The following is a 12,679-nucleotide window of genomic DNA, read 5'->3' as shown; positions in this document are numbered from 1 at the left end:
GGCAGCGGGGCGCGACCGCGCCGGACACGGGCATGAAACGGGCCGGGCACGCACCGGGCCCGGGCACACCCCGGCCACGGATCCCGCCCCCGGCGGGCCCGCGCGTACCGGGCGCATCCCCGGCCACGCTCCGAGCGGGCTTCCGGCCGCCGCCCGGGCGGCCTGACGGTCGCGTCAGGAGCGGCCGCGGTCCTCCGCCGGTGCGGTGTCCTCCGCCTGAGTGGCGTCCTCCGCCGGGCCGTCGCCCGGCCGGCCGGGCCGCAGCGGCATCGGGTCCACCTTCGTCTCGTCGATCACGGGCGGCGCGGGACGCGGCGGCTTCGGCATGACGGCCGCCTCGGAGTGGCCCCCGCAGCCGTACGTCAGGGAGACGACATGGCCGTCCGCCGGGCTGAACTCGTTGGCGCACACACCGAACGCCTGCCGGAGCGAACCGGTCAGTGGCACCAGGAAGCCGCAGGTCATACAGGCGGCGGGGGCCGCCTGGGCCATGGCGGTGCCCGACCCGTACGACTCGTCCCAGCGGTCGGCGGCGGTGTGCAGCCCGTGGCGGGAGAGCACCCGGGCCCGGCCCATGCCGAGCTCCGTGGCGACGGCCGCCAGGGTGCCGGACGCGCGGGCCGGGGACGGCTGGGCGGCGGGCGGGCCCGCGGTGACGTCGGCGTCCTCGGCCGCGACGCGCTCCTCCATCTCCTCCGAGAGGGGGGAGTCGGGCGGCGGGAGGTCCTCGCCGGTGTAGCCGGGTTCCAGGCGGAGGTCGTCCGCCTCGGTGGGGAGCAGATCCCCGGGGCCCAGGTCGCCGGGGCGGAGCCGGTCGCTCCAGGGCACCCACTCGGGGGCCAGCAGGGCGTCGTCACCGGGAAGCAGGACCGTCTCGTCGAGGGTGACGTTCTTGGCGCGTGCGGCCCGGGCGACGGTGACCGCCCAGCGCCAGCCGCGGTACGCGGGCTCCAGGCAGGCGAAGAAGTGGGTCACGACCCGGTCGCCGTCCGCGACCGCCCCCAAGTGCTCGCCGACGGCCGCCTCACCCGCGGCCGCCACCGCCTCGGCGCGGGCCATGTCGACCGCCTCGGCGCACAGACGGTCCGGGGTACGGCTTCGCATCGTCGCAGCACTCACAATGAATCGATTCTCTCCTACGCCGTCTCACGGGTGCGCCGGCCGACCGTGCCGAAACGGCGGGCTGGGGGGAGGCGCGGGCGGAGCGGACCGTGGGGCCGCGTCGACGTCCGCACCCGACCGGACCCGGGCGCACCTCCTGCGAACCATTCTGCGGGATCGTGGACAGGCACGCGGCCGGGAACGACAGCCGGTGGCGCATTATGTGCACGCTACCCCCATGACCGGCACTCGGCCCACCCTGCCCTCCTCTTCCGCCCGGCTCGGGCCCGTCGCACCGGTTCCTCCGCCCCTGCCGGCGCGGGTCCGTCACACCTCCTCCCCCTCTTCCCTCCGCCCTCCGCCGTCCGGTGACAGAGCCGGGACGCGTCGAGCGAAAAGGCCATGCGGTGACGGAGTTGGGGCAGGATGGCGGAGTGGCAACCGACCGGCCGTGCGATGCGAACGGCCCGCTCCCCAGCCGAGCGGGCCGGAGGCCGGTATGTCCCGGCTGAGGGGTTTCGTGTCGGGACTCGGCCGCTTCGGCCGCGCGCTGCGCTTTCCGTTCGCGGCGAGTGGCCGGCACATCCGGCGCGCGACGCACGCGCAGGGCGCGGGTGAGTCCGGTCTCGGCAAGCTGATCGAGCTGCACGCCGTGAACTCGGCCGGCGACATGATGATCACCATCGCGCTCGCCTCCACGGTCTTCTTCTCCGTGCCGACGGACGAGGCCCGCGGCCGGGTGGCGCTCTATCTGGCGATCACGATGGCGCCGTTCACGCTGCTCGCCCCGGTCATCGGCCCGGTTCTGGACCGGCTGCCGCACGGGCGGCGCGCGGCGATGGCCGCCGCCATGCTGGTGCGGGCGCTGCTGGCCCTGGCCCTGTCGGGTGCGGTGGCGACGGGCGGCCTGGAGCTGTATCCGGCGGCGCTCGGGGTGCTCGTCGCCTCGAAGGCGTACGGGGTGGTGCGGTCGGCCGTCGTGCCGAGGCTGCTGCCGTCACAGATCGCCCTGGTGAAGGCCAACTCCCGGGTGACACTCGCCGGTCTGCTCGCCACGGGCGTGGCCGCGCCCATCGGGGCGGGGCTGCAGGTGCTCGGGCTCGCCTGGCCGCTCTACGGGGCGTTCGTGGTGTTCATCGCCGGCACCTTCCTGTCCTTCTCGCTGCCGCCCAAGGTGGACTCGGCGAAGGGCGAGACGGCGGCCCCGTTCTTCGAACACGGAAGCCCGCACGGCTGGGCGACCGGTGCCCCGGCCCGGGCGCTGACCGCGGGCCCGGGTGCGGGTTCGGGTGCGGTGCCGGGTTCGGGTTCGGTTCCGGGTTCGGTTCCGGGTTCGGGTTCGGGTGCGGACATGGCGGATACGGCGAAGGCGGAGACCGCGGGCCCGGCGGAGGCCGCGGGCGGACCGGGCGCACGGCCCGCGCGCGTCCACCCGGCGGGGCTGCACGCCCGGGCCGACGGCGGGTACGGCACGGAGACCGGCGGCGGGTACGGCATCGGCGAGGCGGGCGGCGGCGGCCCCGCGCGGGACGGGGACACGGCCGCGCTCCCCGTCTCCGGCGCCGCGCCCCACAGCGCACCGCCGGGGCCCCGCGGCGGCGGGCCGGACCCCGAGGCCGCGCCCGGCCCGGGCCCCGGCCCCGGTGATGCCCCGTCCGACGACTCCGGTGGCGCCCCGTCCGCCGGCTCCGGCGACCGGGCGAAGCGGCCCGGGCTGCGCTCCGTCGGCCCGTCCGTCCTGCACGGTCTGCAGGCCAACGCCGCGCTCCGCGCGCTCTCCGGCTTCCTGATCTTCTTCCTCGCGTTCCTGCTCCGCGAGGAGCCGCTGGACGGGCAGAGCGCCGCCGTCTCCCTCGGCATCGTCGGCGTCGCCGCCGGGACCGGCAACGCCCTCGGTACCGCCATCGGCGCCTGGCTGAAGGACCGGGGGCCCGAGGCGATCATCGCCACGGTGCTGGCGCTCGCCCTCGCCGTGACGATCATGTCCGCCGTGCTGTTCAGCACCGTGGCCCTGGCCCTCGTCGCGGCGGTGGCCGGGCTGTCGCAGGCGCTGGCCAAGCTGTCGCTGGACGCGATGATCCAGCGGGACGTCCCCGAGCGGGGGCGGACGTCCGCCTTCGCCCGCTCGGAGACGCTGCTCCAGATGTCCTGGGTGGTGGGCGGCGCGATCGGCATCGCCCTGCCGCTCCACGGCGTCCTCGGCATGGCGGTGGCGGCGGCGCTGGTGGCCACCGGCGCCGCCGCCACCGTACGGGGGCTGCTGGCGGCCACGCGGCGTGGCACGCCGCACCCCCGCGTGGCGTGAGCAGGGCGGAACGATAGCCTTCGGGCATGACCGTTGCCACGCGGCCGAGCCGCAATCCGATGCCGTCACGGGGACGCGGGCGTCGTGCCGCCGGCGCCCTCGCAGCCGTGTCCCTCGGGCTCGCCGCCCTGGTCGCCTGTGAGAAGCCGACGCCGATGGCGACGGTCACCGCGGGCTCGGACTCGGTGTCCAGTGAGGCCTCCTGCTACAACGACGGCAAGAAGCTCGCCCAGAAGGAGCTCAACGACTGCCTGGGCCGGGGCGGCGAGGAGCTGACCGTCAGCGACGCCGAGCGCGTCCGCATCGGTGTCGACCCGGAGATCGCCGAGTCCGGCTGGGCCATGGTCGTCAACGGCCAGGGCGTCATGCCCGAGGCGTCCGAGGACACGTACCGCTCCTTCGACCACGACGAGATCTTCGCGCCCCGCCAGGGCCAGTCGGGCGGCGCCGAGGTGCCGAAGACGGCGAAGGTCACGATCGTCGAGGTCGACAAGAAGGGCGAGGCCAGGGGCACTTGGTCGTTCACCCTGAAACGGGAGTCCTGACGGACCGCCGCTCATCCCCCCGCCCGGTGCCCGGTGCGGCGGCCCGCCGCCCCTGCGGAACTGACCGCTGATGCGCGTACTCGTCGTGACGGCCGTACCGGCCGAGGCCGATGCGGTGCTGGCGGGACTGGGCCGAGGGCACGGCGCGGGAACCCCCGTCCGCGAACTGCCGCTCCCCGGGTACCTCCTGCGCCGCCACGAGGGCGGCCCGGCGCCCGCGGACGGAGCGCCCCACGCGGTCGATGTCCTGTCCGCCGGGGTCGGGCCCGCGGCCGCGGCGGCCGGGACGGCCTCGGCGCTCACCGCCGCCGCGCTCAGCGGGCAGCCGTACGGCCTCGTCGTGTCGGCCGGGATCGGCGGCGGTTTCCCCGGTACCGCCCCGCCCGGCTCCATCGTGGTGGCGGACGCGATCGTCGCCGCGGATCTGGGGGCGCGGACCCCGGACGGCTTCCTGCCCGTCGACCGGCTCGGCTTCGGCCGGTCCGTCCATCCGCCACCGCCGGACACCGCCCGCCGGACCGCCGAAACCCTGGCCGGGGCAGGGCTGACCGTGGCGCTGGCCCCCGTCCTCACCGTCTCCACCGTGACCGGCGACGAGGCCCGCGCCGCCGAGCTGGCGGCCCGTCACCCCGGGGCCGGGGCGGAGGCCATGGAGGGCTTCGGAGTGGCCGAGGCGGCGGCCGTCCACGGTCTGCCGGTGCTGGAGATCCGGACGGTCTCCAACCCCGTCGGCCCGCGCGACCGCGCCGCCTGGCGCATCCCCGAGGCCCTGGCCGCTCTCACGGACACCTTCGCCGTCCTGACGCGCCCGGGGGCGGCGACGGCTTTCCGGGCCGGGCCCTCCCCGGGCGAGGGCGACGGCGACGCCGGCCTCCGGGGCCCATCCGGGAACGCGCCCGCGGCAGGCACGGCGGAGACAGCGGACACGGCTGACACGGCGGATCGATCAGCCGCGGCAGGGAAGGAGCAGCCCATGAACGGCACCGAGCCCACGGCCCGGACATCGCGGGACGCGCGTACGGACAGCGCGGCGGAGGCGGCGGAGACGGCCCCCGGGGCCCGCCCGGCCACCGCCGCCGCAGCCCCCGCTGCCGCCACTTCCCCCGCTGCCGGCGCCTCCGGGCCCGGGGCGGCGGGCGGGCGGCCGCTGCGGATCGCCTACTCGCCGTGCCCGAACGACACCTTCGTCTTCCACGCGTGGTCGCACGGGCTGGTGCCCGGCGCCCCGGCCGTGGACGTGACCTTCGCGGACATCGACATCACCAACGGCCTCGCCGAACGCGCCGCGGCCGGAAGCCGGGAAGCCGCGCGGCGGGAGAGCGCGGACACGGGCACCGACACCGACACCGGCTCAAGCTCCGGCACCGGCACCAGCACCAGCACCAGCACCGGCACTGTCTCCGGCTCCGACCCGCGCCTCGGCCCCCTGCTCGACCACGACATCCTGAAGGTCTCCTACGCCGTCCTGCCGTGGATCCTCGACGCGTACACCCTGCTGCCCTGCGGCGGTGCGCTGGGACGGGGCTGCGGGCCGCTGGTGCTGACGGCCGCACCCGGCCGGGCCGACGGTCTGCGCGGCAAGCGGGTCGCGGTGCCGAGCGAGCGCTCGACGGCGTATCTGCTGTTCCGGCTCTGGGCGGCGGCCGAAGTGCCGGGCGGCGTCGGGGAGATCGTCGTGCTGCCGTTCCACGAGATCATGCCCGCCGTGCGGGACGGTGCCGTCGACGCGGGACTCGTCATCCACGAGGCCCGCTTCACCTACCGGGACTACGGCCTGCACTGCCTCGCCGACATGGGCGAGCACTGGGAGAACACCACCGGCCTGCCGATCCCGCTGGGCGCCATCGTCGCGAAGCGCTCGCTCGGCGACCGGCGGCTGCGCGAGCTGGCGGACGCCGTGCGCACCTCGGTGAGGATGGCCTGGGACGACCCGGAGGCGTCACGGCCGTATGTGCTGGAGCACGCCCAGGAGATGGACCCGGCCGTGGCCGACCAGCACATCGGCCTCTACGTCAACGAGTTCACCGCGGACCTCGGCGAGGCCGGTTACGCGGCGGTGCGCGGGCTGCTCACCCGCGCGGCGGCCGAAGGGCTGGTGCCGCCCCTCGGGCCGCACGCGCTGGCGTTCCCCGGTGTCTGAGACCGGAGGGCCGGCGCCCGCCGGCGGCTGAGCCCTCCCGCCGCCGGGCCCGGGCCCGGACCGCCGTCTCAGACGTCCAGTTGGTCGGCGACGGCGCGGAGCATGCCCGCGATCTTCTGGCCGTGCACCCGGTCCGGGTAGCGGCCGCGTTCGAGCTGGGCGCCGACGTTCTCCAGGAGGGTCGTCAAGTCCTGGACGATGGAGGCGAGTTCGTCGGGCCTGCGGCGCTGCGCCGCGGCGACGGAGGGCGCCGGGTCGAGGATGGTCACCGAGAGCGCCTGGTCTCCCCGGTTGCCCGCGACCACGCCGAACTCGACCCGCTGCCCGGGTTTCAGCGCGTCGACTCCGGCCGGGAGCACCGAGGAGTGCACGAAGACGTCGCCGCCGTCGTCGCGGGAGAGAAAGCCGAAGCCCTTCTCACTGTTGAACCACTTGACCTTGCCGGTAGGCACGTCTGTCCTCGTCCTCGTACTCGTCGGGGATGGCAAACACACAAACAGCAGCTCAAAGAGCGGTGGAGCGGCCTTGCGGCCCTTCGGGTCTCAGGCTAATGGTCCCGCGCCCGGTGACAAGAAGTCGCCGGGTGGTTCCTCAGCGTTCAGGGAGAACGGAGAGCGGGGCGGAGGCCCCCGGTCCCGGGCCGCCGCTCCCGATCTACCCTTGTGGGGTGAGCAGTGAAACCCCAGCGGACGGCGCCGGTCCCGGCGACCGGCTCGTACGTGTCGGCGGCGTCATCTTCCTGATCGGCGCCGTGGCCACCGTGGTGACGGTGGCGCCCCTCTTCCTCGGCAGGCCGCCGTTCCCGACGGCCGCCTATCTGATCTCGATGCTGATGGGTCTCGGCTTCGCCGTGGCCGGGGCCGGAGTGCTGCGCACCATCGCGGCACAGCGGCGTCAGGCCAGGGGCGCGGGGGACGTCTGAGGGGTCTGCGGCACCCGGGACTCCCGAGGGCCCCGTGGCTCCCCGGGCTCCTGGGGCCCACCGGGCTCCCCGGACCCGCCGGACACCCGCGCCAGCCGGGAGGCGAGCCAGCCGGGGAACGCCGTCAGGTCGTCCAGGACCACGTCGGCGCCGGCGGAGCGCAGTTCCTCCGCGTCACACGGCCCGGTCGGCACTGCTATCGACAGCGCACCGGCCGTACGCGCGCCCCGTACATCACCGGTGTGATCTCCGACGTAGTAGGCGGCGCCGTGCGTGCGCAGCGCCTCCGCCTTGGCCTCCGCCCAGAGCGAGCCGACGACGGCGTCGGGCTCGATGCCGAGGTGTTCGAGGTGGAGTACGGCGTTGGGCTCGTACTTGGCGGTGACGACCACGGCCCGGCCCCCCGCGTCCCGTACGGCCTCGACGGCTTCGCGGGCGCCGGGCATGGGGAGGGCCGGGCCGATGGCGTACCGGGGGTAGATGTCCCGGTAGAGGTCGGCGACGGCGTCGACGCGGTCGGCCGGGAACCAGTGCGCGAGCTCGTGTTCGAGCGGCGGCCCGAGCCGCGTGACGACGAGCTCGGTGTCGATGGACGTCCCGGTGAGGTCGGCGAGCACATCGAAGGCGGCCTTGATCCCGGGCCGGGAGTCGATCAGCGTCATGTCGAGGTCGAAGCCGACCGTCGGGGGCTGGGGATGCGATGCCATACGGCCATTGTGCCCGGGGCGCGCGAGGGGCCTCCGGGCCGCCCGGCCGGGAGCCCGGCCCCGACGGGCCGAGCCCGGCGGCCGGCCCCCGCTCACCCCTCAGCCGCGCGGCCGCCGCCGCGCGCGCCAGACCAGGAACACGGCCGAGGCGACGGCCGCCGCGCGCAGGGCGACCGGCCAGGTCTCGGTGAGCGCGGTGCTCATCCCGCCGTCCCGGATCGGCTCGCCCCAGCGTCCGTCCATCCGGCCCCACAGCCACACCAGCGCTCCCCCGGCGACCAGCCCCGGCAGGGCCAGCACGGCCCACTTGGCCTCCGTACGGCTGAGGCGGGGGCCGGCGTACGCGATGAGCCAGCCCGCGGCCAGGGCGAGCAGCGAACCGAACACCGCCCCGCCGACCAGCAGCGCCGCGGCGAGCAGCAGCAGTGGGCTGGGGGTGCCGGCGCGCCCGGGCGCACCGCCCCCGGAGCGGCGGAACAGGCCACGGCGGACGGGGAGTTCCTCCGTCCCGTCCGTGTCCGCACCGGCCGCCTCCGCGCCGCCGGCCGCCCCGGCCGCCGCCGACGGGGCGGTCTCGAACGGCTTCTGCGGCGGCGGTTTCAGTATCTCGGGGATCTCGATGCCGCCGGTGAAGCCCGGTACGGAGTCGCCGGCGCCGAAGTGCCCGGCGGCGAACCCGGACCCGCCGGGCCGCGCGGTGCCGAACGGGCCCGGTTCGACGCGCCACCACTCCGTGCCGTCGGCGCCGCGCAGTTCGTCCTCGCCCGCCAGGTGCGGCGGCATGGGACCGGTCAGCGGGATGACGGGGACCACGGGCGGTTCCGCGGGGTGGTACCCCGCACCGTCGCGGGGCGCCGGGACCTCGGTGCCGCCGATGAGACCCGCACGCCGGGCGAGGGCGCCCAGCCGCCCCAGGGTGGAGCGGCCGTCCGGGTGTCCCCCGGCGGCCGCCCCGGTCCCGGCGGCGCGGCTTCCGCCGCCTCCCGCCCCCGCCCCCGTTCCCGTTCCGCCTCCGGGGCCGGTTCCGTCCCCGGCCGCCGGTCCGGCGCCGCGCCCGGGTCTCCGTCCGCCGCCCCTTCCGCCGGCCTTGCCGGCCCGGCCGGGCTTCCGCCCCGCGCCGGGCCCGTCCTCCCGGCCGGCCTCCGTCACCGGCCGGTGCACCGGCCGTTCCGGCGCGTCTCCCCCGCGCCCCGCGCTCCCTCCGCCGGTCTCGCCGGGGGCCCGGCCGCCCGCCTCGCGGACCACGTCCTCCGGGGACCCGAGGCGGCCCAGGATGCGTTTCACCGCGCCCGGGCTGTCGGCGGCCTTGGTGCGCTGTTGTTCGATCTCCTGGCGCAACTGTGACACCAGGCGCATCCGGTCCCCGGACGACAGCTGCCGTTGCTGGGCCAGATCCCCGACCCGGCTCAGATAGTCCAGAACGAGCTGATCGCTTTCGATCCCCACGAAATCCCCTGCGGGTGTGCACTGTTGGTGACCGCCTCACCCGACGGTACCCGCTTCCGCCGCGCCGGAAGCGGGCACGCGCCGCAGCTCCGGCGGTGTGCCGCCCGCCGCCGCCACCGGCGGCGCGCCGCGGCTCGCGCCGGAGTGCGCCCCGCCCGTCCGGGGGTGCGCGCGGGGCCCGACCCCCGGCGCGAACGCTACTGTGAGTCGGATGACGACCGAGCGGAACGGGGAGGCGCGCGTGCCCGCAGAGACCGGCCCGGCCGGACGAGCCGGCGCCGCCGGCGGCAGCACCGGCACCGGTGCGGGCGCCGGCGCCGGGCCGCGCACGCTCGCCGAGGAGCTGCGCAGCCGCGGTGACGGCGAACTCGCCGAGCTGCTGCGGGCCCGCCCCGACCTGCTCTCCCCGGTGCCCGGCGACCTCACCCAGCTCGCCACCCGCGCCGTGAACCGCGCCTCCGTCGCCCGGGCCCTGGAACAGCTCGACCGGTTCGCCGTGCAGACCGCCGAGGCCCTCGCGGTCGCCCCGGACCCCTGTGCGTACGACACCCTGCTGACCCTGATGGCAGGGGAGGACCGCGAGGAGACCGTCACGGCCGAACTGCCGCGCGCCGTGACCACGCTGCGCACCCGGGCGCTGCTGTGGGGCGGCAGCGGCCGGCTCCACCTCGTCCGCACCGCCCGTGAACTCCTCGCCCCCGCCACGACCGGCCCGGCCGCGCCCTCCACCGGGCTGGGCCCGACCGTCTCCGAGGCCACGGCCGGGATGTCACCCGGCCGGCTCCAGCAGATCCTCGCCACCGCCGGACTGCCCACCACCCACGACTCGGTGACCGCCGTCGAAGCGCTGACCGCGCTCTTCACCGACCGGGAACGGATGGCCGGCCTGCTCGGGGAGGCACCCCCGGAGGCCCTGCGGGTGCTGGACCGGCTGGTGTGGGGTCCGCCCTACGGCCAGGTGCCGGCCGATCCGGGGCCCGCCGTGCGCTGGCTCGTCGCCCGCGGGCTGCTGCTGCCGACCGCGCCCGGCACGGTCGTCCTGCCCCGCGAGGTGGCGCTGCACCTGCGCGGCGGGCGGGCGCACCGGTTCCCGGAGCCGCTGCCGCCGCCCGTGGAGACCGCGGCCCAGTACAGTCCGCGCTCGGTGGACTCGGCGGGCGCCGGACAGGCGTTCACGGCCATCGGGACGGTCGACGACCTGCTGCACACGTGGGAGACGGCCGGACCGGCCGTGCTGCGCGCGGGCGGCGTGAGCATCCGCGATCTGAAGCGGACGGCCGCGGCGCTCGACACGGACGAGGCCACGGCCGTCTTCTGGATCGAACTGGCCTACGCCGCCGGGCTGCTGGCCTCCGACGGCACGACCGACGAACGCTTCGTACCGACCCCGGAGTACGACGACTGGCGGACCCGGCCCGCCCAGGAGCGCTGGGCCGCCCTGGTCGCGGCCTGGCTGCCGGCCACCCGCACCGCCGGGGTCGTCGGGGGCCACGACGCCAAGGGGCGCGCCCTGACGGTGCTCGGCCCCGGACTGGACCGCTCCCAGGCACCCGAGATGCGCCACCGCACACTGGAACTGCTCGCCACCCTGCCGCCGGGCGCCGCGCCCCGTCCGGAGAGCGTGCTGGCCCGGCTCCGCTGGGAGCGCGGTGTCGCCTCCGAAGCGCGCGGCGGCGCGGGAGCGGGGACGGTCACGGGCGGATTCGCCCCGGGGACGGGAACGGGCACGGGGGCGGGCGCCGGCGCGGGATACGGCGGCGGAACGGGCCCGGGGTACGGGGACGGCTCCCGCGACCGGGCCGGCCACGGGGCGCCGTCCGGCCGTACCGCCCCCGCCGGAGCCCGCAGGGGCGGCGCACCGGACGGCTGGCGCACGGCGGGTACGGCGCCCGTGTCGGCGCGCGGGCTGTCCTCCGCCGAGGAGCTGCGGACACGGCTCACCGAGTGGACCCTGCGCGAGGCCGAACTCCTCGGCGTGACGGGCCGCGGCGCCCTCTCCGCGCACGGCCGGGTCCTGCTCGGCCTGCCCGCCGCCACGGACGGCACAGACGGCACAGACGGCGGGGGCGGCACGGACACGGGCGGCGGGGACGGCCCGGGCCCCGGCACCGCGGCTTCCGGCACCGCGGCTTCCGGTGCCGCCGCTTCCGGTGCCGCCGCTTCCGGTGCCGCACCCGGCTCCCCGGCCGCGTCCGCCGGTCCGCGTCCCGCCGGGGCCTTCGCCCCGCGGTCCGCCACCGCGATCGCCGCTTCCGCCGCCCGCGCCGCCGAGGTGCTGGCACCGCTGCTGCCCGAGCCGCTGGACCACGTCCTCCTGCAGGCCGATCTGACCGCCGTGGCGCCGGGGCCACTGGAGCGCCCGCTCGCGGAGGCCCTCGACGTGCTCGCCGAGATCGAGTCCAAGGGCGGCGCGACGGTCTACCGCTTCACCCCGGACTCCGTGCGCCGCGCGCTGGACTCCGGGCGGATCGCCGAAGACCTGCACGCCTTCCTCGCGGAGCACTCGCGCACCCCCGTGCCGCAGCCGCTGAGCTATCTCATCGACGACGTGGCCCGTCGCCACGGTCATCTGCGGGTCGGCGCCGCGTCCTCGTACGTCCGCTGCGAGGACGACGGGCTGCTCGCCGAGATCCTGGCCGACAAGCGCTCCGAGGGGCTGCGGCTGCGCCGGCTGGCGCCGACCGTGCTGGCCGCGGAGCTGGACCCGGCCACACTGCTCACCAAGCTGCGCGAGATGGGGTACGCGCCGGCCGCCGAGTCGGCCGAGGGCGATGTGCTGATCACCCGCCCCGGGGTGCACCGCACGCCGCCGCGGACCCCGCCCGCGCCGGTCGCGGAGGGCCTGCCGGTGCCGGACGACACCCTGCTCACCGCGACCGTACGGGCCGTACGGGCCGGGGACCGCGCGGCGTCCGGCGGACCGGGCCCGGCCGGCGGCGCGGGCGCCCCGCCCCGGGCCCCGGGCGGGCTGCCGCGGAGCACACCCGGCGACACCCTGGCCGCGCTCCAGGCCGCGGCGCTCACCGGCAGCCCGGTGTGGATCGGCTGCATCACCGCGGAGGGCGCGGCCGACCGGCGGCTCATCGCCCTGGTCCGCGTGGAGAGCGGCGTCGTCACGGCCTACGACCACACCGCCGAGGAGGTCCGCACGTACCCGCTGCACCGGATCACGGGCGTCGCCGAGCCCTCCGGCGGCGAGATCTGAGCACCGGCGGGGTCGGCCGCGGGCGGGGCGGCCCGCACCGTGACGGAATACCCGGCCGCCCACGGGGGTTCCCCCTCCGACGGGGCCGGGCCCGACCGGCTCACGGCCCCGCGCCCGGAACCCCCAGGGACGTGGCCGCCCGTACGGCGTTCGCACCCGGTGTGGCGGCGCCCGGCAGGCGCCCGGACAGTCGCTCGGCACGGCCCGGACGGGCGTTCGCACAGGTGCCGGGCCGGGCGCCCGGCAGGCGGCCGGCCCGGCAGGCGGCGAGGCGTCCGGTCACGCCGGCCGGCAGGAACCGTCCCGTC

9 protein-coding genes and 1 pseudogene are annotated in these 12,679 nt (G+C 77.1%); 6 read left to right on the top strand and 4 right to left on the bottom strand.

The window, feature by feature from the left end:
• Positions 1-174: 174 nt before the first annotated feature.
• Entirely contained in the window at positions 175-1,119 is a 945-nt protein-coding gene (locus tag LIX60_RS17775) for a DUF3027 domain-containing protein (RefSeq protein WP_227959318.1), read from the bottom strand.
• Between the two features lie 502 nt (positions 1,120-1,621).
• Here LIX60_RS17775 and LIX60_RS17770 point away from each other — a divergent pair.
• The 4 genes and pseudogenes from LIX60_RS17770 to LIX60_RS17750 all read left to right on the top strand — a co-directional run bounded on the left by LIX60_RS17770 (position 1,622) and on the right by LIX60_RS17750 (position 6,091).
• Positions 1,622-3,406 carry a hypothetical protein gene (locus LIX60_RS17770; protein ID WP_227959317.1) on the top strand — a complete coding sequence of 595 codons (1,785 nt, stop codon included), beginning with the start codon at positions 1,622-1,624 and terminating at the stop codon, positions 3,404-3,406.
• A 26-nt stretch (positions 3,407-3,432) separates the two neighbouring features.
• Positions 3,433-3,951 carry a hypothetical protein gene (locus tag LIX60_RS17765; protein WP_227959316.1) on the top strand — a complete coding sequence of 173 codons (519 nt, stop codon included), beginning with the start codon at positions 3,433-3,435 and terminating at the stop codon, positions 3,949-3,951.
• A 70-nt stretch (positions 3,952-4,021) separates the two neighbouring features.
• Positions 4,022-4,744: pseudogene (locus LIX60_RS17760) on the top strand (futalosine hydrolase); the annotation flags it as partial.
• A gap of 354 nt (positions 4,745-5,098) precedes the next feature.
• Positions 5,099-6,091, top strand: a complete 993-nt coding sequence (locus LIX60_RS17750) for a 1,4-dihydroxy-6-naphthoate synthase (RefSeq protein ID WP_374117982.1) — start codon at positions 5,099-5,101, stop codon at positions 6,089-6,091.
• 68 nt (positions 6,092-6,159) lie between these two features.
• Here LIX60_RS17750 and LIX60_RS31760 read toward each other — a convergent pair whose 3' ends face one another.
• Positions 6,160-6,543, bottom strand: a complete 384-nt coding sequence (locus LIX60_RS31760) for a cold-shock protein (protein WP_019711245.1) — start codon at positions 6,541-6,543, stop codon at positions 6,160-6,162.
• Positions 6,544-6,758: 215 nt separating this feature from the next.
• Between LIX60_RS31760 and LIX60_RS17740 the strand changes: the two genes are divergently transcribed.
• Positions 6,759-7,013, top strand: a complete 255-nt coding sequence (locus LIX60_RS17740) for a hypothetical protein (RefSeq protein WP_043462936.1) — start codon at positions 6,759-6,761, stop codon at positions 7,011-7,013.
• Here LIX60_RS17740 and LIX60_RS17735 read toward each other — a convergent pair.
• Both LIX60_RS17735 and LIX60_RS17730 read right to left on the bottom strand, forming a co-directional pair.
• A complete protein-coding gene (locus LIX60_RS17735) occupies positions 6,986-7,720 on the bottom strand; it encodes an HAD family hydrolase (RefSeq protein ID WP_227959315.1) in 735 nt (244 codons plus the stop codon). The genes LIX60_RS17740 and LIX60_RS17735 overlap by 28 nt on opposite strands.
• A 99-nt stretch (positions 7,721-7,819) precedes the next feature.
• Positions 7,820-9,166, bottom strand: coding sequence for a hypothetical protein (locus tag LIX60_RS17730; protein WP_227959314.1), 1,347 nt, complete (start codon positions 9,164-9,166; stop codon positions 7,820-7,822).
• A gap of 211 nt (positions 9,167-9,377) precedes the next feature.
• On the opposite strand from LIX60_RS17730, the gene LIX60_RS17725 reads away from it, so the two are divergent.
• Entirely contained in the window at positions 9,378-12,371 is a 2,994-nt protein-coding gene (locus LIX60_RS17725; protein WP_227959313.1) for a helicase-associated domain-containing protein, read from the top strand.
• Positions 12,372-12,679: the final 308 nt, after the last annotated feature.

The sequence above is a fragment of the Streptomyces sp. S07_1.15 genome (genome assembly GCF_020739505.1).
GTDB lineage: Bacteria > Actinomycetota > Actinomycetes > Streptomycetales > Streptomycetaceae > Streptomyces > Streptomyces xinghaiensis.
Note: the sequence above shows the minus strand (reverse complement) of the source record. Positions and strands in the feature narration are given on the sequence as shown.

Bases quoted from the DNA above. Each gene is read 5' to 3' on its own strand.
- LIX60_RS17735 (WP_227959315.1), bottom strand. From the start codon at position 7,720: ATGGCATCGCATCCCCAGCCCCCGACGGTCGGCTTCGACCTCGACATG.
- LIX60_RS17725 (WP_227959313.1), top strand. From the start codon at position 9,378: ATGACGACCGAGCGGAACGGGGAGGCGCGCGTGCCCGCAGAGACCGGC.
- LIX60_RS17765 (WP_227959316.1), top strand. From the start codon at position 3,433: ATGACCGTTGCCACGCGGCCGAGCCGCAATCCGATGCCGTCACGGGGA.